16 protein-coding genes are annotated in these 22,797 nt (G+C 71.4%); 9 read left to right on the top strand and 7 right to left on the bottom strand.

The window, feature by feature from the left end; all coding sequences use genetic code 11:
* The 4 genes from crtI to B2K11_RS18715 all read left to right on the top strand — a co-directional run.
* A partial coding sequence (gene crtI / locus B2K11_RS18730) for a phytoene desaturase family protein (RefSeq protein WP_163620608.1) occupies positions 1 to 791 on the top strand: 791 nt, incomplete at its 5' end.
* A gap of 2 nt (positions 792 to 793) precedes the next feature.
* Complete coding sequence (locus B2K11_RS18725; RefSeq protein WP_163620607.1) at positions 794 to 1,144, top strand: lycopene cyclase domain-containing protein; 351 nt, start codon at positions 794 to 796, stop codon at positions 1,142 to 1,144.
* Positions 1,141 to 1,461 (top strand): lycopene cyclase domain-containing protein, encoded by a 321-nt coding sequence (locus tag B2K11_RS18720; protein WP_163620606.1) that lies wholly within the window; start codon positions 1,141 to 1,143, stop codon positions 1,459 to 1,461. The genes B2K11_RS18725 and B2K11_RS18720 overlap by 4 nt, the downstream gene beginning before the upstream one ends.
* Positions 1,458 to 2,351, top strand: coding sequence for a prenyltransferase (locus B2K11_RS18715; protein ID WP_163620605.1), 894 nt, complete (start codon positions 1,458 to 1,460; stop codon positions 2,349 to 2,351). The genes B2K11_RS18720 and B2K11_RS18715 overlap by 4 nt, the downstream gene beginning before the upstream one ends.
* A 60-nt stretch (positions 2,352 to 2,411) precedes the next feature.
* On the opposite strand, the gene B2K11_RS18710 is transcribed toward B2K11_RS18715, so the two are convergent.
* On the bottom strand, positions 2,412 to 5,345 hold the full coding sequence (locus tag B2K11_RS18710) for a UPF0182 family protein (RefSeq protein ID WP_163620604.1): 2,934 nt from the start codon (positions 5,343 to 5,345) through the stop codon (positions 2,412 to 2,414).
* Between the two features lie 93 nt (positions 5,346 to 5,438).
* Positions 5,439 to 6,566, bottom strand: coding sequence for a S16 family serine protease (locus tag B2K11_RS18705; RefSeq protein WP_163620603.1), 1,128 nt, complete (start codon positions 6,564 to 6,566; stop codon positions 5,439 to 5,441).
* 145 nt (positions 6,567 to 6,711) lie between these two features.
* On the opposite strand from B2K11_RS18705, the gene B2K11_RS18700 reads away from it, so the two are divergent.
* Positions 6,712 to 8,145 (top strand): zinc-dependent metalloprotease, encoded by a 1,434-nt coding sequence (locus tag B2K11_RS18700; RefSeq protein ID WP_163620602.1) that lies wholly within the window; start codon positions 6,712 to 6,714, stop codon positions 8,143 to 8,145.
* A 776-nt stretch (positions 8,146 to 8,921) separates the two neighbouring features.
* Here B2K11_RS18700 and B2K11_RS18695 read toward each other — a convergent pair.
* A complete protein-coding gene (locus B2K11_RS18695) occupies positions 8,922 to 10,763 on the bottom strand; it encodes an ATP-dependent helicase (RefSeq protein WP_163620601.1) in 1,842 nt (613 codons plus the stop codon).
* Positions 10,760 to 11,674: an NAD(+) diphosphatase gene (gene nudC / locus B2K11_RS18690; protein WP_163620600.1), complete on the bottom strand. Its 915-nt coding sequence runs from the start codon at positions 11,672 to 11,674 to the stop codon at positions 10,760 to 10,762. The genes B2K11_RS18695 and nudC overlap by 4 nt, the downstream gene beginning before the upstream one ends.
* Before the next feature lie 77 nt (positions 11,675 to 11,751).
* On the opposite strand from nudC, the gene B2K11_RS18685 reads away from it, so the two are divergent.
* Positions 11,752 to 13,026: a phosphotransferase gene (locus B2K11_RS18685; RefSeq protein WP_163620599.1), complete on the top strand. Its 1,275-nt coding sequence runs from the start codon at positions 11,752 to 11,754 to the stop codon at positions 13,024 to 13,026.
* Positions 13,027 to 13,082: 56 nt separating this feature from the next.
* On the opposite strand, the gene B2K11_RS18680 is transcribed toward B2K11_RS18685, so the two are convergent.
* Together B2K11_RS18680 and B2K11_RS18675 are read right to left on the bottom strand one after the other, a co-directional pair.
* Positions 13,083 to 16,439, bottom strand: coding sequence for an ATP-dependent DNA helicase (locus tag B2K11_RS18680; protein ID WP_204260191.1), 3,357 nt, complete (start codon positions 16,437 to 16,439; stop codon positions 13,083 to 13,085).
* A 20-nt stretch (positions 16,440 to 16,459) separates the two neighbouring features.
* Entirely contained in the window at positions 16,460 to 19,693 is a 3,234-nt protein-coding gene (locus B2K11_RS18675; protein ID WP_204260190.1) for an ATP-dependent DNA helicase, read from the bottom strand.
* A 157-nt stretch (positions 19,694 to 19,850) separates the two neighbouring features.
* On the opposite strand from B2K11_RS18675, the gene B2K11_RS18670 reads away from it, so the two are divergent.
* Positions 19,851 to 20,075, top strand: coding sequence for a DUF3107 domain-containing protein (locus tag B2K11_RS18670; protein WP_163620598.1), 225 nt, complete (start codon positions 19,851 to 19,853; stop codon positions 20,073 to 20,075).
* Positions 20,076 to 20,088: 13 nt separating this feature from the next.
* Complete coding sequence (locus tag B2K11_RS18665; protein ID WP_163620597.1) at positions 20,089 to 20,379, top strand: hypothetical protein; 291 nt, start codon at positions 20,089 to 20,091, stop codon at positions 20,377 to 20,379.
* An 18-nt stretch (positions 20,380 to 20,397) separates the two neighbouring features.
* On the opposite strand, the gene B2K11_RS18660 is transcribed toward B2K11_RS18665, so the two are convergent.
* A complete protein-coding gene (locus B2K11_RS18660) occupies positions 20,398 to 21,111 on the bottom strand; it encodes a ferritin-like fold-containing protein (protein WP_163620596.1) in 714 nt (237 codons plus the stop codon).
* 211 nt (positions 21,112 to 21,322) lie between these two features.
* Between B2K11_RS18660 and B2K11_RS18655 the strand changes: the two genes are divergently transcribed.
* Positions 21,323 to 22,797 (top strand): DEAD/DEAH box helicase (locus B2K11_RS18655; RefSeq protein WP_163620595.1); only part of this gene is annotated, 1,475 nt, incomplete at its 3' end.

Here is a 22,797-nt window from a genome sequence, read left to right as displayed (position 1 = left end):
CGATCACGACGGATGCCGGCGCGGCGACCGGCGTCGAGCTCGCCGACGGACGCCGCGTGAGCGCCGATCTCGTCGTGTCGGGCGCGGACCTGCACCACACCGAGACGCAGCTCGTCCCGCGCGCCGAGCAGAGCTACCCCGAGGACTGGTGGCGTTCGCGCACGCCGAGCCCGGGCGCGCTGCTGGTGATGCTCGGTGTCGAGGGGGCGCTGCCCCAGCTCGCCCATCACACGCTGCTGTTCGCGCGCGACTGGCGCGCCGGCTTCGACGACATCTTCGGCTCGCGTCCCCGCATCCCCGATCCCGCCTCGCTCTACGTCTGCCGTCCCAGCGCCACGGACCCCACCGTGGCGCCTCCGGAGCACGAGAATCTGTTCGTGCTCGTCCCCGTGCCCGCGGACCCCAGCCTCGGGCACGGGGGCCTCGGCGGTCAAGGAGACCCGCAGATCGAGGCCGCCGCCGACCGCGTCATCGCGCAGATCGCCGACTGGTGCGGCATCCCGGATCTGGCGAGCCGCATCGTCGTGCGCCGTACAGTCGCCCCGGGCGATTTCGCGGACGATCTCGGCGCCTGGCGCGGCAACGCGCTCGGCCTCGCGCACACCCTCGGGCAGAGCGCGGTCTTCCGGCCGCGCAATGCATCGCGGCGCGTCGACGGCCTCTCGTACGTCGGCGCGTCCACGCTGCCGGGGATCGGCCTGCCGATGTGCCTCATCTCCGCCGAACTCGTCGTCAAGCGGCTCCGCGGCGACCGGTCGCCCGGTCCTCTTGCCGAACCTGCGAGAGTGTAGGCATGCCGGGTGTGTACCTCACCGCGATCCTCGCCTCCGCCGTCGGCGTGCTGCTGATCGATCGGCGGTGGCGGCTCGCCGCGTGGGCTGCGCCCGGTCGGACGCTCGCCGCGGTGGGCATCGGCATGGTGTTCTTCCTCGCGTGGGACGCGGTCGGCATCGCCACGGGCGTGTTCGTCAAGGGAGACAGCCCGCTGCTGCTGGGGATCGACCTCGCGCCGCACCTCCCCCTCGAGGAGCCGGTCTTCCTGGCCTTCCTGAGCTACCTTGCGCTGGTCGCCTGGGCGGGGGTGCAGCGCGTGCTCGACCGTCGATGGACGGATGCCGCGACCTCGTCGGAGGCGTCCCGATGACGTACCCGCTCATCGTCGTCCCGTTCGTGGTGATCACCGTCGTCCTCGTGCTGCTCACCGCGCGACGCCCGCGCTTCTCCCAGCGGATGACGGCCTCCGCCCTTGCCGCCGGCATCCTGGTGATCCTCACCGCCGTGTTCGACAACCTGATGATCGCCGCCGGCCTCTTCACCTATCCGGAGTCGCTCATCTCCGGAGTGCGGATCGGCCTGGCCCCGATCGAGGACTTCGCGTACCCGCTGTGTGCGGCGTTCCTCGTTCCCGCGGTGTTCACGCTGCTCCGCGCTCGCCCTCGGCGAGCAGAGGTGCGCTCATGACCGCCGCGCCGCCGCTGGGCGCCGGCGCAATCGTGCGACAGCTGTTCATCTCCTCGCGGCCGGTGAGCTGGATCAACACCGCATACCCCTTCGCCGCCGCGTATCTGCTGACCACACGCCAGGTCGACGCGACCCTCGTCATCGGCACCCTGTTCTTCCTCGTGCCCTACAACCTCGCGATGTACGGCATCAACGACGTGTTCGACTACGAGTCCGACCTGCGCAACCCCCGCAAGGGCGGCGCGCACGGCGCGGTGCTCGACCGGCGCCTGCACCGGGCGACGCTGTGGACCGCGGGGCTGCTGTGCCTGCCGTTTGTGGCCTACCTCGTCGTCGTCGGCTCCCCCGCGTCGTGGCTCGTGCTCGCGGCGAGCCTGTTCTTCGTGGTCTTCTACAGCGCGCCGCCGCTGCGCCTCAAGGAGCGGCCGTTCGCAGACTCGGTGACCAGCAGCATCCACTTCTTCTCCCCTGCCGTCTACGCGCTGGTGCTCGCCGAGGCGACGTGGACGCTGCCGCTCGTCGCGCTCATCGTCGCGTTCGCGCTGTGGGGTGTCGCGTCCCACGCGTTCGGAGCGGTGCAGGATGTCGTGGCCGACCGGGAAGCCGGCATCGCGTCGATCGCGACGGCGCAAGGAGCGCGATGGACCGTCCGCTTCGCGCTCGGCTGCTACGCCGCGGCGGGCGTCGCCATGCTCGCGACGAGCTGGCCAGGCCCGCTGGCCGCGGTCCTGGTCGTGCCCTATCTCGTGACGGTCTGGCCCTACCGCTCGGTCCTCGATGCCGACGCGGCGACAGCCACGAGGGGATGGCGGCGCTTCCTGTGGCTCAACCAGCTGTCGGGGTTCGTGGTGACGCTGCTGCTCATCTGGTACGCGATCCTCACCGCGTAGGACGTCGACGGCGAAGGGCCGCCCATCTCTTCCGATGGACGGCCCTTCGCTGTTTCCGGTCTACTGCTCGCCGAGCTCGATGAGCCGCTCGATGGCGGTGGTGAGCCGGGCATCGGCCTCGCCGTACGCGGCCCAGTCCCCCTGCTCGAGCGCGGTCTGCCGGTCGACCAGCGCCTGCTGCGCCTCCTGGAGCGCGGCCTGGTACTCGTCGGTGGGCTCGGCCGGCTCGGTCGGCTCGGTCGGCTCCGCCGACTCGGTCGGCCCGGGCGTCGGCTGCGGCGCCGCGGTCGTGCCCGGCGTGGGCTCGACGTCGGTGTCACCGGCATCGGCACCCGAGTCGCCGCCGAACAGCGTGTCGAGCGCTTCGGTCAGCGTGTCCTCGAAGGCGATGTCCGTGCCGAACGACACCAGCACCTTCTGCAGTTTGGGCAGCTTCGTCGCACCCGAGGACTGTACGAACACGGGCTGCACGTAGAGCAGGCCGCCGCCGACGGGAAGCGTCAGCAGGTTGCCCTTCAGCACGTCCGAGTCGCCCTGCTTCAGGATGTTGACGAACGACGACACCTCGGGTTGCGAGTCGAAGTCGTTCTGCACCTGACCGGGCCCCGAGACCGGGGTATCGGCGTCGATCACCAGCATGCGGAGCTTGCCGTAGTCCTCGTTCTTCACACCGGCTTCGGCCCCGGCGTTCGAGTTGACGGCGAGGTAGCCCATCAGCACGTTGCGCGCGTTGCCGCCCGTCGAGGACGGGATGAACGACGTGAACATCGAGTAGGTCGGCGCCTCTTCACCGGGCATCTGCATCGTGAGGTAGTAGGGAGGCTGCAATGCGCTGTCGTCCTGCGGGTCGTTCGGCGTCTGCCAGCGGTTGTCGCTCTGGTAGAACGACCGTGCGTCGTCGACGTGGTACACGCCCAGGATCGTGCGCTGCACCTTGAAGAGGTCCGTCGGGTACCGCACGTGGCTCATCAGGTCCGCCGACATCTCGCTGATCGGCTCGATCGTCGAGGGGTACACCTTCTGCCACGCCTGCAGGAGCGGGTCCTCCTCATCCCATGCGTACAGCGTCACCGAGCCGTCATACGCGTCGACGGTCGCCTTCACCGAGTTGCGGATGTAGTTGATGTCGTCGAGCGCGAAGCGCGGCGCGGGGTTGCTGGAGTCCGAGATCGCCGAGGTGAGGCTGACCGTCGACGAGTAGGGGTAGTTCGCGCTGAGGGTGTAGCCGTCGATGATCCACACGATCCGGCCGTCGACGACGCTCGGGTACGCGTCGTTGTCGAGCGTCAGGTACGGGGCGACCTTCTGCACGCGCTCGCGCGGGTTGCGGTCGTAGAGGATCTGCGATTCGGAGTTGACGTAGTCCGAGAAGAGGATCTGCTCGGCCTGGAACTTGAGTGCGTACACCAGGCGGTTGAAGACGTTGCCGAGGCTCGGACCGCCGTCACCTTCGAAGGTGGTCTTCTGCTCGCCCGAGGCGGCGTCGCCGCCCTCGGGATAGTCCAGCTCCGCCGGCGGGGTGTCTGCGGGCGCGCCGACGATCGAGTACGGCGGCGAGGACTCGCCGAAGTAGACGCGCGGCTGGAAGTCGTCCTGGTCCGTGAGGAAGCCGCTGGCAGGGATGCCGCGTTCCAAGAAGACCGGATCGCCGTCGCCGGTGCGGTCGTTGCCCTTCGCCACCACGATCCCGTAGCCGTGCGTGTAGACGACGGCGGAGTTCTGCCAGTCCGCCGCGTTGCCGAGCTGGGCGAGGTTGAGCTCGCGGACCGACACCACGGTGTCCTGTGAGACGCCGTCCCGCTCGTAGCGGTCGACGTCGAGCGGGTCGGCGAACTGGTAGTACGACCGGTACTGCTCGAGCTGGCGCACGTTGGGCGAGATGATCGCCGGGTCCATGATGCGCACCTGCGCGGTCGTGGCGGCGTCGTCGCGCAGCTGGCCGGGCTCGGCATCCGTCACCGCGGCGAAGTCCTCCTGTGCGAGGCCGGAGACGCCGTATGCCTGGTGCGTCATATCGACGTTGCGCTGGTAGAACTCCTCTTCGAGCGAGAAGCGGTTCGGCTGCACCTGGAAGGTGTTGACGACCCACGGATAGCCGACGCCGACGACGATCGCCGACACCACCAGCAGCGCGGTGGCGATGAGCGGGTAGCGCCAGCGGCCGATGATGGCGGTGACGAAGAACAGGATCGCGACGATGACCGCCACGATGGCCAGGATCGTCTGGCCGGGGATGATCGCGTTGACTCCGGTGTAGCCGGGGCCGGTGATGCGGTCGTCCGCGCCGGACTCGACGAGCGTCTTGTAGCGGTCGAGCCAGAGGCTCGCCGCCTGCACCAGCAGGTAGAGGCCGGCGATCACCGCGAGCTGGATGCGCGCGGACTTCGAGATGCGCAGCTCGCGCTGGCCGACGCGCACCGAGCCGTACAGGTACGACACGAGCGCGGTCACGAGCAGGCAGATCAGCAGCACCGCCGACGCGAATCCGATCAGGGAGCTCCAGAACGGCATCGCGAACATGTAGAAGCCGGTGTCGAGGTGGAACTCGGGGTCGGTGGTGTCGGTGGCGACGCCGTTGAACCACAGCCACGTCGTCTCCCACTGCGCCGAGGCGGCGAAGCCGGCGAAGAAGCCGAAGAAGACCGGGATGCCCCACATCGCCAGCCGTCGGAGCGGCTCGACGACCTCCTGGTAGCGGTCGAGCTGAGAGCTCAGCCGCGCGTACACCGGCCGCAGGCGGTAGGCGAGCTGGATCGACAGCCACACGGGCACGGCCATGCCGAGGAAGCCGACCACGAACATGACCACACGGGCGATCCACTGGGTCAGCAGCACCTCGGTGAACCCGAGCTGGTCGAACCAGAGCCAGTCGGCGTACAGGCTCGCGAAGACGAAGAACGCCACCACGAGGGCGGCGATGATCGCGAGCGTGATGGCGATGACGCGTCGAGTGCGGGAGGGTGTGGCCGGGGGCGGCGACGAGGTCGTGGTCACCGTCCCATCCTAGGCGGCGGATTCAGGGCGGCCGCCTTGTCCTCCCTGGGCGAACTCTCGGAATCGCGCAACGTTTGGGGCACGATCCCCGCGTCACCCCGCCGTGCAGGTGGGCAGCGCGTCGAGGTCGCCGCCCTCGCGCACCCCGTCCAGCACGGCGAGCGCGTCGTCGAGGTCCTCGACCGAGAAGACCCGCAGATCGCCGGGGATGTGGCCGACCACTTCGTCGCAGTTCGCCTCGGGCGCGAGGAACCATTCGGCTCCGGCATCCACCGCTCCCCACATCTTCTGACGGATGCCGCCGATCGGGCCGACCTCGCCGTCCGCGGTGATGGTGCCCGTGCCCGCGACCTGCTCGCCGCCGTTGAGCTCGTCCGGACTGAGCGTGTCGATGATCCCGAGTGCGAACATCATCCCCGCGCTCGGACCGCCCACATTGTTGAGCTGGATCGTGACGTCGATCGGGAACTCGTAGTCGGTGGTGAGGTTGACGCCGATGAGCCAGACCGTCTCGCCCTCTTCGTCGGTGCCCTCCTTCGGCGTCACCTCGACCGTCTGCTGCTCGCCGTCGCGCTCGATCAGCAGCTCGACCGGGTCGCCCTCGCCCTCGTTGATGACGGCGCGCAGTGCCGACACATCCGCAACCGCCTCGCCGTTCGCCTCGAGGATGAGGTCGCCCTCCTGCAGCACACCCTCGGCGGCGGCGCCGTCGAGGAGCGAGTGAACCGCGAGCGTCGCACCCACGTCATAGCCGAGCTCGGTGAGCGCGGCGGCGGTGGCCTCGTGCTGCGAGTCCACCATCATCGTGGCGCTGTCTTCATTGCGCTGCTCGGTGGTCTGCCCGGGGGGGAAGATCGCGTCGATCGGGAGCACCGCCTTGCTCGGATCGAACCAGGCCATCGCGAGCTCGAACCACGAGGGCGTGCGCTCGCGGTTGCCCTGCACCTGCACGGTGAGGAGGTCCAGCGAACCCTCGGTCGGGTAGGTCTCCGCACCGTCGACGGAGATGAGCGGCACCTCCTCGCCGTCCGCGTTCTCGGCGCTGCCGAGGGTGTTGTACACCGGGCCCGGACGCTGGATGACGTACGACGTCGGCAGGAACGTGATGATCAACAGCACCACCATCGCAACGGCGAGCGCCCACACGCCGGCGAGCGTGCGCCGCTGCATCCGCGGTCGGGGGGCGGGCTCGATCGTCGTGTTCTCGTCGAACAGGGCCACGCGGGACCTCTCTTCCGTGCCTTCTCGATGGGTGCCGGGTCGTTCGCGACCGGCGTAAGGCGTTCGGGGTCCCTGCCGGGGAGTGCGTCGGATGCTGCGACTAGCGTAGAGCGCAACGTCATCGACCGGCTGAAAGGCGGCTGAAGTGGCAGACGACGACACTCCTGGCGACGGGCCCAGCCCCGAGGACGACTTCCAGGAGCTCATCCGCCGGCTGTTCGGGGGTTCCGCGGGCGACTTCGACCCCGAACAGCTCTCGCGGCTGTCGGGCATGAACATCGACCCGGCCATGATGCAGGCGGTCATGCGGCAGCTCCAGGGCGCGTTCGAGAACGCCGACGAGAGCGGCATCTCGTGGGAGATGGCGCAGCGACAGGCGCTCCACATCGCCAACCAGGAGGGGCTCGGCGTCACGGCCGGCCAGCGCACCGATCTGGATCAGGCGTTCGCGCTGGCGACGCTATGGCTGAGCGAGGCGACCACGATCTCGGAGCTGCCCTCTCCCCCGGTGACCCTCACGCGCGGTGCCTGGGTCGAGGCCACCCTCCCCGTGTGGGAGGAGCTCGCCGCGCCCGTCGCGACCAGCATCGCCGACGCATTGACGACGGCGCTGAGCGAGCAGGCCCCCGAGGACATGCAGGGTCTCGTGCAGGGAGCCGGGCGTCTCATGCGCACGGTCGGCGGCTCGCTGTTCGCGTCGCAGCTCGGCCAGGTCGTCGGCAACCTCTCCAAAGAGGTCGTGAGCGGCGGCGACGTCGGCATCCCGCTGATGCCCGACGGCGAAGCTGCGATCCTCCCCCAGAACTTCGCCGACTTCGGACGCGACCTCGAGGTCCCCGACGATCAGCTCGCCCTCTACGCGGCCACTCGCGAGCTCGCGCACGCCCGGCTGTTCCGCCACGCGCGATGGCTGCGCCTGCACGTCATCTCGCAGGTCACGGACTTCGCGCGCGGCGTGCACGTCGACACCGATGCGCTTGAAGACCTCGCCACGCGCTTCGATCCGTCCGAGCCCGAAGAGCTGCGCCGGGCGATCGAGAGCGGCGCGCTGCTTCCGGCGCGCTCCGAGGCGCAGGATGCCGCGCTCGCGAGACTCGAGAACCTGCTCGCGACGGTGGAGGGCTGGGTCGAAGTCGTCACGGAGGACGCGACCTCGCGCCTTCCCTCGGCGCAGCGGATCGCCGAGGCGGTGCGTCGCCGTCGGGCGGTCGGCGGCCCGGCGGAGCGCGCGCTGGGCTCGCTGGTGGGTCTCGAGATCCGCCCCCGCCGCATGCGCGAAGCCGCCGCGATGTGGCGTGCCGTGACGGACGCCGTGGGCCCGGCCGCACGCGATTCACTGTGGGACTACCCCGACCTCATGCCCGCCGCCTCCGACATCGACGACCCTGCGGGACTCGTGGCCCGACTCGAGGCCCGGGCACGCGGCGAAGAGCCGGTGCGCGACGAGATGGACGACGCGCTCGCCCGGCTGCTCGCGGGTGAGGATTCGCCCACGCCGAAGGACGAGAGCGGGGCAGAGGACCAGACGCCGGAGGAGGACGACGGGAGCGGCGCTCCCGGCGATCATCGACCGGTCTGACGCGGCCGGCCGAAGCGCCCCTCCTCCCCAGATCGGGATTCCATCCGATCGGCCCTCTTGCCTGTGGATACCGCCGGAAGGCGAGCTCTCGTACGACAGGATCGGGCGCATGCTGCGACTCGACCCTTCGTATCCTCCGGTGTGGCGGACTGACACCGCGCTCCAGTTCGGCTCGGAGCCGGTCGCCATCCTCGAGGATCCGCAGCCGTGGCAGCAGCGCGTCCTCCGCGAGCTCGAGCGTGGCATCCCTGACGGCGCGTTCGTTCCCTTCGCGCAGGCCCTCGGCGCTCCTGACGACGCCGCGGCCAACCGGTTCCTCGCGCGCATCCGCCGTGCGCTGACGACGGATGCCGCGACGACCCGCCGCGTCGTGCTGCACTGCGCGTCCGACGTGCCCGAGAATCATCGCGATGCGGTCGGCACGGGGCTTTCCGCGGCGGGCTTCGACGTCGACGCCGCGCACCGCTTCGATCCCGTCGGCAGTGCGGACCAGGATGCCGCTGCCGTGGTGTTCGTCGTGCACCGACTGGCCGCGCCCAGCGCCGTCGCCGGGCTCATGGGGGCGGACATCCCGCACGTGCCGGTGACGCTGACCGGCTCGGGAGCCGAGATCGGACCGTTCGTGGTGCCGGGACGCACCGCGTGCCTCGCCTGCATCGCCGCACAGCGTCGCGACGAGGACCCCTCGTGGCCGACCGTTGCGGCTCAGCTGCTCGGGCGGCCGGTCGACAGCGAGCCTGCGGTGCTGTGGGAGGCCGGCATCGTCGCCGGACGACTCATCGCGGAGCGCGTACGGAACCCCTCGGCGACCCGGACGCGGTCGGTGGCTCTGCGCGCCGGCTCCCTGCACCGGAACGTGCGATCGCACCGCCCGCACGCAGAGTGCCGCTGCCGATCTCTCGGAGGAACCGTGACGGCTGCCGCTCCCGTACGCCTCGAGACCACGTCAGCGACAGCGTTCGCCCGGCCCGCGTGATGCCGACGTACGCCAGGCGCCGTTCCTCGTCCACCTGCTCGAACGTGGTCGCGTACGAGATCGGCAGAAGGCCCTCGGCCACGCCGATGAGGTGCACGTGGTCCCACTCCAGCCCCTTGGCCGCGTGCAGCGTCGCCAGGGTCACCGTGCGCATCGCCGGCTCGTCGTGCACCTTCGCCCTCGCCGTGAGCTCGTCGGTGAACGCACGCAGCGTGGTGCCGGCCGGCGCCTCGTGGGCGAGTCGCAGGATTGCGGCGCGGGCCTCCCACGCGTCGCGCAGGGCTCCGCCGGCTTCGGGGGGCTCGTCCGTGAGGCCCCGTGAGCGCAGGATGTCGCGCACCGTATCGACGAATCCGCTTTCGATCGGAGCGACGGATGCCGCCCGCAGCTCCATGACTGCCTGGCGCACCTCGGGCATATCGAAGAAGCGTCGACCGCCGAGCACCGTCGTCGCGATGCCCGCGTCGGCGAGCGCAGCGACCAGTTCGGCGGACTGGGCGTGCGCCCGATAGAGCACCGCAATGTGGCGAGGGTCGGCGCCGGCGGCGATCTGCGCGCCGATCCGCACCGCGACGGCGCGCGCCTCGGCGCGGTCATCCTCGAACGCCGTCACCGTGGGCAAGGATGCTGCGGGGATGGACGCTGCGGGGACGGACGGTGCCGGAGTCGCCGTTGCGGGGATCGGCCCGTCGCCGGTCGTCTCGGTGGCCCGTGACGCGGCGGCCGTGAGGTGCAGCGCGCCCGGGCGCCCGCGCATCAGCTCGTTCGCGACCGCCAGGACCGGGGCATCCGATCGATAGTTCGTCTCGAGCCTGACGACGCGCGCTCCTTCGAAGCGCGTCGGGAAGTCGAGGAGGAAGGATGCGTCGGCGCCCGCGAACGAATAGATCGTCTGGCTGGCATCGCCCACGACGCAGATATCGCGCCGGTCACCCAGCCAGAGCTCGAGCAGGCGGTTCTGCAAGGGCGAGACGTCCTGGAACTCGTCCACGGTGAAATGCCGGTACTGCTCGCGCACCGCCTTGGCCACCTGCGGCTCGGCCTCGAGCATGCCGGCGCAGGCGAGCAGCACGTCCTCGAAGTCGAGCTGGCGCCGCTCATCCTTGAGCTTCTCGTAGGCGTGCTGCAGTGCGACCACCCGGTCGACGCCGAGTCGCCCGACGCCGTTGGGCCGAGCCGCCACGTAGCCGTCGACGCTCAGCATCGACACCTTCCGCCACTCGATCTCGGACGCCACATCGCGCAGCGTCGCCGTATCGGGCGAGAGCCCGATGGAGTCGGCTGCGTGAGCGAGCAGCCGCACCTTGTTGTCGATGATGCCCGGCGCACTGTCGCCGGCGAGCGTCGGCCAGAAGAAGTTGAGTTGCGCCAGCGCGGCGGCGTGGAAGGTGCGCGCCGCAACGCCGGCGACCCCCATCGCCCGCAACCGGCCGCGCATCTCGCCGGCTGCCTTGGTCGTGAAGGTGACGGCCATCACACGCCCCGGCGAATACGCACCCGTGTCGACACCGTGTGCGATGCGGTGTGTGATGACGCGGGTCTTGCCGGTGCCGGCACCGGCCAGCACCACGACCGGGCCGCGCAGCGCCGTCGCCGCTTCCCGCTGGTTCTCGTCGAGCCCATCGAGGACGTCGGAGCTCATGCCTGCTCCGCGTGCCAGTCGGCGATGAGGCGATGCGCGATGGAAGCAGGACCGGGCAGGGTGACCTCGCCTCGGCCGGCCAGCGCCCGGCCGATCTCGTCCCGCGTGAACCAGCGGACCGCCGCGATCTCGTCGCCGTCGGCCTCCGCCGCCGCGTCGTCGAGCGCCGTGGCGAGAAAGCCGACCATGAGCGAACGGGGATAGGGCCATGCCTGAGAGCCGCGGTAGGAGACGACGCCGACAGTCACACCCGACTCCTCGGTGACCTCCCGGCGCACGGCCGCCTCGAGCGACTCCCCGGCCTCGACGAATCCCGCGAAGCACGAGAAGCGGTCGGCGCCCCACAGCGCGTTGGACCCCAGCAGCAGGAGGTCGGGGTCCTGGGCGCTGGTGATGGCCACGATCACCGCGGGATCCGTGCGGGGGAAGTGCTGCCGTCCGCAGTGCGGGCAGCGGCGCGACCACCCACTGTCGCCGAGGATCGTGAGCGTGCCGCATGCGGGGCAGAACCGGGCGTCCAGCAGCCATCGCCCGAGGCTCAGCGCCGCGACGAAGGCGCCGGCATCCACCGCCGACAGTGCCGCCCCGGCCGAGCGCAGACCCGCCCAGCCCGCCGGCGCCGAGAACAGCTCGTCGTCCGAGGACGGGAACACCGCGGCGAGCAGCGCGCCGCCGTCATCGTGTCGCCCGAGGAAGGCCCATTCGGCACCCGCGGGCACGTCGGCGGGAGCCCGCCACAGCAGCGAGTCCGGTGCGGCCAGCGGGGCGGAGTCGCCCGCGATCACCAGCACCCGGGTCGCGGCATCCGCTTTCAGCGCATCGACGAGACCCGGAGCGAGGCGCTCCCCGGCGGCGCGGTCCAAGCCTGGACGTGCCAGCGGCGGAGGGCTCATGCTGTCGGGCGCCGTCATCGAACATGCTCCGCTTCGTCGTTCAGGGCCGGGCGTGGCGCGGGGACGGACGAGCGCGACCGACCTACCCTGGGCACATGGCACGCTCACCCCTCACTCTAGCCGCGTCGGTCACGTCGGCTCTGCCTCGGGTCGGGGTCGTCGGCGTCGGGGCCCTCACCGAGGGGTCGACCGGCCGTTACGACGCCGCGGTCGCCGACCTCGATGACGGGCGGCGCGTCGTCGTGCGTGTTCCCGCCGATGCCTCCGCCGCGCCGGAGCTCGCCGCCGAAGCACGCGCCCTCCGCGCACTCACCCCGGGCGTTCGCGGTCTCCTCCCCTTCCGCGCGCCGGAGCTGCTCGGCGAGGCCGGCCTCGGCGACTCGCGTGTCGTCGTCGTCGATTTCCTTCCCGGCTACCGGGTCGACGCCGCGCACCTGCCGGCGGGGCGCGGCGCAGCGACCTCGCTGGGCGCGGCGCTCGCCGCCCTGCACGCCCTCCCCCACTCGATCGTCAAGGGGGAAGGGCTTCCGGCCCGGACGCCGCCGCAGGTGCGCGCCGACGTCACGCGGCTGATCGATCGCGCCGTCGCGACCCGCCGGCTCCCGGTGAGTCTCGCGCACCGCTGGCATCGCGCGGTGGATTCCGACGACCTGTGGCGCTTCGAATCGGCCGTCGTGCTCGGCGGCGCGGGGGCGGCCTCCTTCCTGTTCGAAGATCTCGACGGCGTGCCGACCGTCACCGGCCTGCTCGAATGGCATGGGCTGTCGATCGGCGACCCGGCCACGGATCTGCAATGGCTCGCGTCGGCGCCCGACGCAGCCGACGACGTCTACACCGCCTACGTGGCGGGCAGCGGCCGTGCCCCCGACGCCCGCACGCGCGAGCGCGCCCGCCTGTACGCCGAGCTCGAGTTCGCGAAGTGGCTGGTGCACGGGCACGACGCCGACCGCGACGACATCGTCGCGGACGCGGTCGAGCTGCTGGAATCCCTGGCGAACGGTGTCGCCGGTGACGACATCGTGTCGGACGCCGCCCTCGGCGTCGACGACGCCATCGCCCTGCTGGAACGCACCCCGGGTCCGGTGGCGCAGATCGTCGACACCTCGATGCACACGGACGCGTACGACCCCGAAGAGCTCGCGCAGTGGGTCGCGGATGACCAGTCCGACACGCGCGATACCGCCGATGTGGTGCCCGACGCCGCGCCGCACCCGTCGGATGACGTCTCCACCGCGCCGATCGCGCTCCCCGTCCGGTCTGCCGCGCCGTTCGGCTCGCCGACGACGACCGACGGCGAGTCCGGCAGGGATGCGGCAGCCGAAGCGGAGCGCGCGTCCGAGGCGGCACTGCGTCGCTGGCGGGCCGACTGATCTCGACGTTTCCGACTGACCCCGCCGTGCTCTGATCTCGGGCGGGTCGGGCGCGGTCAGCCGCGGAGGATGACGTCCTCGGCGACGTAATAGAGCGTGACGTCGATCTCCTCCAGCGGCACGCCGTGCTTGACGTGGTAGGCCTGGCGATAGAGCTCGAGCTGCAGCATCCGCTCGTCCTTCTCCGCAGGAGTCCGCGGCGCGACGCCGGTCTTCCAGTCGACGATCTCGATCCGCCCGCCGCGGTCCTCGCGTCGATACACGGCGTCGAGCTTGCAGATGACGATGTGCGGCAGCCCGTCGGGACCGATCGTCGTGAAGTCGATCTCGGTCTCGACCTCGATCGGCCGGCGCGACGCCCACTCCGACGCGAGGAACCGCTCACGCAGCGCCGCGAGCGCCGTGGCGTCCTCCACGGATGCATCGCTGCCCGATGTCACGCCACCGGACACGTCCTCGTCAGTCTCCCACAGCGCATCGTCGAGCGAGCCGCCGAGACCCGACCGGCCGGAGCGCTGCTCGACCCACGCATGGAAGAGGGTGCCGAGGCGCGTCTGGCGGAACGGCCGCTCGGGCATCGGTCGCGCGATGCCGGCCAGCGTGCCTTCGAGGTCGGCGACGTACTCCTTGTAACGGGATGCCGCGATCCGCGTCGGCGCGGTGTGCACCGGACGGGCGCGACGCGCGTCGCGTTCGGCGAGCAGCAGCGCCGCCTGCGGGTCGAGCTTGCCGCGGGGCGCCGCAGCGGCCTCGTTCACCGCGGCGGCCGCTCGCTCGACGGCCTCGCGGCGGCCGCCGAGGGGGTCGATCGGCCATTGCAGCACGCGCCGGGCCCCCTGGTAGGGATCGTCGCCCGCCTCGTCGTCGGGCAGCGCCACGCCGAGCGCCTCGGCGATCTCGGTGAAGAACACGCTGCGGGTGCGGGGCCGTTTGGTGCCCGACCAGGTGGCGCCGGTGAGGAGCAGATGGTCACGGGCCCGCGTCACCGCGACGTAGGCCAGCCGACGATCCTCCTCGAGCTGCCGGCTACGGTTGGCCTCGACGAAGGCGTCGATCGCATCCTTCAGCTCCTGTTGCGTCTGTGCGGACTGCCAGCCCAGTGCGGGCAGCCAGGCCGAATCGCCGCGGAATGCGTAGGGCAGCACACCGAAGCCGAGCCACGCCTTGGTGTCGCGCGGGGCGCTCGGCAGCTCGTCCTTGACGAGGCGCACGACGGCGACCGCATCCCACTCGAGACCCTTCGACCCGTGGATCGTGAGCAGCTGCACGACGTCGTCCTCGGGCGGCTCGGTGCGCGGCGCGAACTCATCGAGCTGCTCGGCATGGTCGAGCCAGGCGAGCAGGCTCGAGAGCGAGCCGGTCTCGTCCGCCGCGAGGAAGGCGTGCACTTCGTCGACGAACGCCCGCAGCTGTGCCGACGCGATCCGCGCCGGGCCCCGTGACTCGTTCGCCGCCAGCTCGATGTCGAGCCGCAGCTCCAGCTCGATCAGCCGCACCAGCTCCGGGATCGGCATCCCGCTCGCCTGGCGGAGTCCCCCGAAGACGGATGCCGCGTCACGCAGCCGCGCACGCGCCTCGGGCGTGAAACCCGCCAGCCACCCGTGGTCGGGCTTCTGGCGCAGCACGAAGTCGAGTGCGTCGACGAGCGAGCCGTCGTCGTCCCCGGCACTCCCCCGGATGCGCTCGACCACTTCCGGCGCCAGCGGCTGGAGCGCGGCGTCGTGCCGCGCGAGACGCCGGGACAGTGCCGCGAGCTCGCGCAGATCCGGCAGTCCGATCGACCAGCGCGGGCCGGACAGCAGGCGGATGAGCGCCGAGCCCGCCGACGGATCGCAGATGACTCGCAGCGCACAGACCACGTCGACCACTTCGGGGGTGGAGAGCAGGCCGCCGAGGCCGAGGATGCGGTGCGGGATGCCGCGACGCCCGAGCGCATCGCCGAAGCGGACCATGTGCTTCTTGCTGCGGAAGAGGATGGCCCCCGTCGTCGGGCGCCCCTCCTGCGCGCGCTGTGCCCGCACCCGGGCGAACCACTCGGCCACACGATCGGCCTCGGTATCGAGGTCGGAATCGAACCCGAGCTCGACGACACCCCCCGGCGCCCCGGGGCGCGCGCGCAGCTCCTGCACGGACACCGCCCCCGCGGATGCCGCCAGCGGCGCGAGCACGGCGTTCGCCGCCGTCAGCACCGAGGCGCTGTTGCGCCAGCTCGTGAGGAGCGCGTACTGCGCGCAGTGCGCGCCGGGGGCGAAGGCGTCGGCGAACCCGCCGAGGTTGCCGGCGCTCGCGCCGCGCCAGCCGTAGATCGCCTGATGCGGATCGCCGACGGCCATCACGCCGGTGCCCGCGAAGAGCGCGGCGAGCAGGTCGGTCTGAGCCACAGAGGTGTCCTGGTACTCGTCGAGCAGCACCACGCGGTACCGATCGCGCAGCTCGTCGGCCACCGCGGGGTGACTCGCGACCACCTGAAGGGCGCCGGCGACCTGGTCGGAGAAGTCGATGACCCCGAGCCGCAGCTTCTCGGCGGCGTACTCGCGGGCGAGGTCCGCCAGGAGGGCGAGCGCGTCGACCCGGTCGACCGCGTCGGCGACGTCCGCGTAGACGGTCGTCCTCCGGTTGGTCGACGGCAGCTCACGGACGTCGCGGAAGCGCTCCGGGAACGCCGCGAGGGCGTCGAAGTCGACGAGGTTGTCGACGCCGTCGCGGGCGATGCGCAGCGCCGCATCGACGATCGAGCGCACGGCCTCGCCGCGCTCCTCGAGGCGCGGATCGTCGGAGGCGAAGACGACGCGGCGCATGAGGAGCCAAGCCGCGGACTCCGAGAGCACGGCGGCCTCGGCATCCCGTCCGATGCGGAGCGCGTGCTCGCGTACGATCTGGTCGGCGAAGCTGTTGTAGGTGGACACCGTCGGCCGATGCAGCAGGCCGTCATCGGACGAGTCCTGAGGGATCGCGTCCACCCCGCGCGCCAGCGACTCGAGCAGTCGATGGCGCTCGGCGGTCGCGCGCGCGCCATCGGTGCCGGAGCGCTCGAGGTCGCCGAAGGCGTCGAGGACTCCGGCCTCCGCGAGCCCGGCCAGCGCCGGGAGCAGACCATGACGTTCGAACTCGGCCAGGCGCGCGAGGCGCTTCTGGATGCGCTCCGCCAGTTCGCCGGCGGCCTTGCGGGTGAACGTGAGCCCGAGGACCTCGTCGCGGCGGACGATGCCGTTCGCCACCAGCCAGACGACGCGCGCGGCCATCGTCTCCGTCTTGCCGCTGCCGGCACCCGCGACCACGAGCGCCGGGGCCAGCGGCGCCTCGATCACCGAGGTCTGCTCGTCGGTCGGCGGGAACTGGCCCAGTGCAGCCGCGATGACGCGAGCCGACAGGAGGGGGCCTGGCGTGGCGACGCCGCGGGTCGGCTGCTCCACCGAGAGGCCCTGCACGACGGTCACGAGGCGCTCACCGCGCCCACCGTGTGGATACGGCACAGTCCGTAGGCGTGCTCGTCGCGGCAGTGCTCCTCGTAGGGGGCGGTGAACGTCTCGCCGCGCATGACCGTCACGGCGGTGCGGATGCGGCCGAGGAACGCGTCCCGGCGTTCGTCGTCGAAGGGAGGCTGCCACGGCGTCACGTAGTCGGACTTCGTCGCGGTCGGGCGCAGAACGAGGAGCTTCGCCCCGCCGGAGGCGTGTCCGTCGACTTCGGGGATCGCGCCCGACTCGAACGCCAGTTGATACGCGCCCAGCTGTGGGTTGTCGAGCACCTTGGCATCGGTCTGCGGTTCGCGCTTGCCGGTCTTGAGATCCAGGATGACGACGGTTCCCTCCGGGGTGAGCTCGACGCGGTCGATGTATCCGGACAGGATCACGCGGTGCTCCTCGGCGGTGGCAGGGCGTCCGTCTTCGCGCGGAACGTCGTCGAGCGGGATGTCCACCTCGAAATGCGGCTCGGCGCCGATCAGCGTGCCGCCGGCGTCGTCGAAGCGACGCAGATAGAGGTGCAGGCGCCGCACGAGGTCCCGCGCCCGGGTCTGCTCGGCGCGATCGCGCCACGCGGCCTCGAACGTCAACTCGCCCCACCGGGACCGAACCTCCGCCCAGAGGGCAGCTTCGTCGTGCCCGGCGGCGTGCTCCAGAGCGGCGTGGATGATCGTGCCCAGGCCCGCCGTCGTGCCGCCGGGGTCGCCGCCGAGATCCGCGATGACCCAGTTGAGCTCGCACTCCTCGAGTGCGTGCAGGCGCGACGGCGAGACACGGATGTCCTCTCGCGCCAGATCGCGCAGAGGGCCGGTCGAGGTGGGACCCGAGACGCCGTACCACTCGCGCGGCGCCGCGCCGGGGACCCCGGCATGCGCCAGGAGTGCCAGCTGCTCGGCCGCGCGTTCCGCGGAGCTCGCCGTCGGCCCCACGGTCACCGCCCCCGGGCGGCCGGCGACGGAGGGTGCGCGCACGACCTGATGGGTCAGCGTCCGCCGGTGTCGTGCGACGAGACCCCGCAGCGACACCGGGTGATCCAGCTCGAACGGCTCAGGGTCGGGCAGCAGCTCGAAGAAGACGCTGGGGCCGGTGTCGTCGTCGTCCACGGCCGTCACGATCAGCCGGTCGGTGGCGCGGGACAGCGCCCGCGCGAGCAGCCGCAGCTCGTCGTGCATCGCCGCGCGACGGCGGTCGAAGGCGCCCATCGTCTCGCCGTCGGCGCGGGTGGCGGCATCCGCCAGTCGCCAGGTGTCGAGGAGGCTCCCTCGCAGCCGGGTGTTGGGCCACACGCCGTCCTGCACACCCGCGACGACGACGGTGTCGAACTCCAGGCCGAGGGCGCCCGCGGGCGTCATGATCCGCACGCTGTCATCCCGCGTCGGAGCCTCCAGCCGGTCCTCGGCGACGCCGCTGTCGAGGATCGACCGCACGAAGACCCGCGGATCGGCGTCGAGCGATCGCTCCACGAAGCGCTTGGCCGCCTGGAACAGCGCCACCAGGGCGTCCAGGTCGCGATGAGCCTGCTCGGCGAGAGGGCCGTTGCCTCGTGCGAGGTCCGCCCACGTCCGCGCGAGGCCGCTGCGGTCCCACGCGGCCCACAGCAGCTCATGCGCGGTGGCACCGCGGTCGAGATCCTCGCGGAGCGCCTGGAGGGTGCGCGCGAGCGACCCCGCCCGTCGCGCCTCGCGTGTGTCGAGGAGGTCGAACTCCAGCGGCTGCCGCATGGCCGACAGCACCAGGTCGCGGCCGGAGCGCTCGACCGTCTCCGTGTTCTCCGTGTTCTCCGCGCTCTCGGCGTTGGCCTCGAGCAGGCGGCGCAGCTCGCCGTGGCGCAGTGCCGAACGGAGCCGGCGCAGCTCGATCACGTCGAGCCGCCCGTACGTGCCCACGAGGGCCGCCGACACGTCCTCGAAGCTCCAGTCGTCGCGGGAGGCGAGTTCGACGAGCCGCAGCAGGTCTGCCACCGGCCGCACGGCGCCGAGTGCCCGGCCAGGCCCGGCCGAGCGTGCCGGCACCTCCCTGGCCGACAGCTCCGCCTCGAGCGCCGCCACCTGCCGGGTGTCGTGCGCGATCACGGCGCAGTCCCGCCAGGGCACGCCGTCGCGGACGTGTCGCTCGCGCAGCACACGCGCGACGGCGTCGTACTCCTCCGCCGTCGACCGCAGACTGAGCACACGCACCGACTCGTCGGGTTCGGCTCCGAAGGCGGCACCGCGGTGCGCGACGACGCCGACCGCGCCGATCCGCTGGGTCACGCGTCCGACGAGGTCGCGCTGCCACGGTGTGCCGCGGTGCCCGCCCGCGAGGACCTGCACCGCGCCGAGCGACGCCGCCAGCCGCGCGAAGTTCTCGGGTGTCGCCCCGCGGAACGAGCCGGAGCCGACATCGGGGTCACCGAATGCGAGCACGGCCGAGCCACGGGCGCGAACGGCTTCGAGCAGCTCCACACCGCCGAGGGTCAGCTCCTGCGCGTCATCGACGAGCACCACCCGCACCCGGTCGACGGCCGGACTCCCAGCAGGTGCCGTGCGCAGCAGCCCGACGGCCTCGCGGACCAGTCCCGCGGCATCCCGGTGCGCGCCGCGCATGCCGTCGCGCACCTGCAGGTACTCCGCCAAAAAGGAGGACAGCGCGACCCAGGCGGGCAGCTCGTGCCGCTCGCCCAGCTCACGCAGGCGGGTGGGCCCGATGCCGAGCGTCGTGCACTCGGCCAGGAACGTGCGCACTTCGGTGCGGAAGCCGGCGGTGCTGCGGATCGCTGCGCCGAGCCAGTCCGGCCAGCGCGGAGCCCCGGCGGCCTCGTCCTCTTGGTCACCCTCGAGGAGGTCGCGGAGGATCTGGTCCTCGTCGCCGCCGGTGAGCAGCTGCGGCGGGTCGGCGTCGGCGGCGACCGCGTGCGCCCGCACGATCTGGAACGCGTACGACGCGACCGACCGCGCGAGCGGACCGGTGGTCGCCACCCGCACGGCGAGCCCGAGGCGATCGCGCAGCGCCGTCGCCGTCTGTCGCGACGGCGTGAGCACGAGCACGGTGTCTGGATCGACGCCGGCCTCGACGAGCGCCGCCACGCGCGCGACGAGCGTCTCGGTCTTGCCTGTTCCGGGGGCCCCGACGACGACCCCCGAAGCGTCTACGGGCAGCGCCAGCACCGCCTGCTGCGACGCGTCCGGCACGTATGTCGCATGTTCATGGCTCCCCGAGGTCACCCTTCGACGCTAGCGCGGCCGGCCGACATCGGCCGTTCGCCCAGAGCGTTCCGGCCGCGGGCGGATGCCCCTCCGCCGTGTCGTAGAGTTGCCATGCGTCCGGGGACCCTCAGCCTTTCGGCAAGAACACCGTCGCCCCGCGCAGGAGGTCAGTCACGTGGAGATCCGCATCGGCATCGCGAACACCGGCCGCGAGCTCAACTTCGACACGAACGAGCCGGCGGCCGACGTGAAGAAGTCCGTCGCCGCAGCGCTCGACGCCGGCGCCACGCACGTGACGTTCGCCGACGCCAAGGGCAACTCGTACATCGTCCCCACCGCGGCGCTGGCCTACATCGAGCTCGGCTCCGAGGAATCCCGCCGCGTCGGCTTCGTGGCCTGAACGGACTCGTGACGTGCAGATCCTCATCGCCTTCATCCTCGGCGCGGTCATCGGCATCGGCATCCACTTCCAGCTGCACCAGCGCCTCACGCGCGGTGTCGTGCTCGCTCCCATGATCGGCGCCGTCTCGGCGGGCCTCGCGTGGGCTATCCTCACCTGGCTGGGCGTCGGCATCGACACCCCCTGGCCGTGGCTGGCGGCGCTGGTCGTGCCGATCGTCGTCACCTACCCGGCGGTTCTCCTGATCTCGCGCAGCCGCGTCGCGCACGACACCCGCGAGAAGACCCGCCTCGGAATCGGCTGATCACGCCGACGCTGCGATTCAGGCAGCGAGGCCCATCGCGTCCATGCGACGCGAGTGCGCGGCCATCAGCTCGGTGAAGACGGGCTCGACCTTCTGCTCCTCGGCGCGTCCCAGTGACACCGGTCGCAGCGCTGCGCGGGCGATCAGCAGCGTGTCTCCCACCAGCCGGCGCCCCCACAGCGCGAGCAGCGACTTCCACTCGGGGTCGCTCGCGATGGTCTCGGCGATCAGCTCGACGATGGCCTGCCGGTCGTCGTCGGCCTGAAGGATCCGGGCCACGCGGTCACCGGTGTCGCCGTAGCTCGCAGACAGGGCGAGGTAGAAGTCGTCGAGCATCCCCGCGGTGATGTGCACGGACAGCATGGTCTCCTGCGAGCGGACGCCGTGCGTGGCCGCACGGAAGCCGTCGAGCGGCTCCCGGAACGGCCGCATGATCTCGGTCGGGTCGTCACCGCGCTCGCGGATCAGCGCGACCAGCGCCTCGTGCTTGGTGAGCGCAGCACCCGCGGCACGCGACACCGCCTCCTTCTCGCCGAGCTCGGGAGTCGTCTGGATCAGCTCGGTCAGCGTCTCGAAGAATCCGAGCTGCAGATAGGCGGCCTGACCGAGGAACGTATCGATGTCGGGAGCGAGCTCTTCGAAGTCGACACGATCGCTGCCGCTCAGCTCGTCACGCGAGCGCAGCTGCAGCTTGCGGCCCGTTTCGCGCCGCTGCCAGAACCACTTCACCATGCACGAAAGCCTACGAGGCCCCGCCCTCTACGTGTTCGCGCCGGATCCCTCGGGTATCGTGGGTAGGGTCCCCGGCGTCGGATCGGGGCGCCCGCGCCTGTGGGAGAAAAGGGCGTGGACCGCACTTCCGCCCGCGCGGCGGCCTCGACGAGGCTGAACCGCGCCCGGGCAAGAACCCAGGCAGCATCTCACTGCCGGACAGGCACACATCGTGACGACCTTCGCCGAACTCGGCGTTGATCAGGACATCGTCGAGGCTCTCGCCGTAAAAGGCATCGTCGACGCGTTCCCCATCCAGGAGCAGACCATCCCCCTCGGCCTCCCCGGCCAGGACATCATCGGCCAGGCCAAGACCGGCACCGGCAAGACCTTCGGCTTCGGCATCCCCGTCGTCCAGCGTCTCGGACCGACCCCGGCGCCCGGCGTCAAGGCGCTCATCGTGGTGCCGACCCGCGAGCTGTGCGTCCAGGTGTACGAAGACATGGACATGCTCACGTCGGGGCGCCCGACGAGCGTCGTCGCCATCTACGGCGGCAAGGCCTACGAGGGCCAGATCGACCAGCTGAAGGCCGGCGCGCAGATCGTCGTCGGCACCCCGGGGCGCCTCATCGATCTCAACAACCAGCGGCTCCTCGACCTCTCCCACGCGACCGAGGTCGTGCTCGACGAGGCCGACAAGATGCTGGACCTCGGCTTCCTCCCCGACATCGAGAAGATCTTCTCCAAGGTGCCGGCCATCCGTCACACGCAGCTCTTCTCCGCCACGATGCCCGGCCCGATCGTCGCCCTCGCGCGCCGGTTCATGTCGAACCCCATCCACATCCGCGCGACGGATCCCGACGAGGGCCTCACGCAGGCGAACATCAAGCACCTCGTCTACCGCGCGCACTCGCTCGACAAGGACGAGGTGATCGCCCGCATCCTGCAGGCCGACGGTCGCGGCAAGTCCGTCATCTTCACCCGCACCAAGCGCGCGGCCCAGAAGCTCGTCGACGAGCTGAACGATCGCGGCTTCAACGCCGGCGCCGTGCACGGCGACATGAGCCAGGAGGCGCGCGAGCGCTCGATGGCGGGCTTCAAAGCGGGCAAGAAGGACGTGCTCATCGCCACCGACGTCGCGGCGCGCGGCATCGATGTCGACGACGTCACGCACGTCATCAACCACACCATCCCCGACGACGAGAAGGCATACCTGCACCGCGCCGGTCGCACCGGCCGTGCCGGCAAGACCGGCATCGCGGTCACGTTCGTGGACTGGGACGACCTGCACAAGTGGGCCCTCATCAACCGTGCGCTCGAGTTCGGGCAGCCGGAGCCCGTCGAGACGTACTCCTCGAGCCCGCACCTGTTCAGCGATCTCGACATCCCGGCCGGCACGAAGGGGCGCATCGTGACCGCCCCGAAGACCCAGGCCGTACGGGTCCAGCCCGAGAGGGCGACGGATGCCGCAGCCGAGGTCGAGACCAACGGACAGGCCCCCGCGCGCCGGCGTCGTCGGCGCCGCGGCGGTGACGCCGAGCGGGTCGGCTCGACATTCGAGCCGGTCGACGGCACCGATTCGGTCGCATCGGAGCACGGCGCGACGTCCACGGACGGCGACCGCTCCACCGAGGGCGGCGGCACCCACGACGGCGGCGGCAAGGAGCACCACGACGGAAAGCCCGCGCCCCGCCGGCGCCGGCGCCG

The sequence above is a fragment of the Microbacterium sp. B35-30 genome (assembly GCF_010634855.1).
In the GTDB taxonomy this organism is placed as follows: Bacteria; Actinomycetota; Actinomycetes; order Actinomycetales; family Microbacteriaceae; genus Microbacterium.
Note: the sequence above shows the minus strand (reverse complement) of the source record. Positions and strands in the feature narration are given on the sequence as shown.

What these genes read in the sequence shown, in the direction of transcription:
- B2K11_RS18725 (WP_163620607.1), top strand. Translation starts at nt 794, where the DNA reads ATGCCGGGTGTGTACCTCACCGCGATCCTCGCCTCCGCCGTCGGCGTG.
- B2K11_RS18720 (WP_163620606.1), top strand. Translation starts at nt 1,141, where the DNA reads ATGACGTACCCGCTCATCGTCGTCCCGTTCGTGGTGATCACCGTCGTC.
- B2K11_RS18715 (WP_163620605.1), top strand. Translation starts at nt 1,458, where the DNA reads ATGACCGCCGCGCCGCCGCTGGGCGCCGGCGCAATCGTGCGACAGCTG.
- B2K11_RS18695 (WP_163620601.1), bottom strand. Translation starts at nt 10,763, where the DNA reads ATGAGCTCCGACGTCCTCGATGGGCTCGACGAGAACCAGCGGGAAGCG.
- nudC (WP_163620600.1), bottom strand. Translation starts at nt 11,674, where the DNA reads ATGACGGCGCCCGACAGCATGAGCCCTCCGCCGCTGGCACGTCCAGGC.
- B2K11_RS18685 (WP_163620599.1), top strand. Translation starts at nt 11,752, where the DNA reads ATGGCACGCTCACCCCTCACTCTAGCCGCGTCGGTCACGTCGGCTCTG.
- B2K11_RS18660 (WP_163620596.1), bottom strand. Translation starts at nt 21,111, where the DNA reads ATGGTGAAGTGGTTCTGGCAGCGGCGCGAAACGGGCCGCAAGCTGCAG.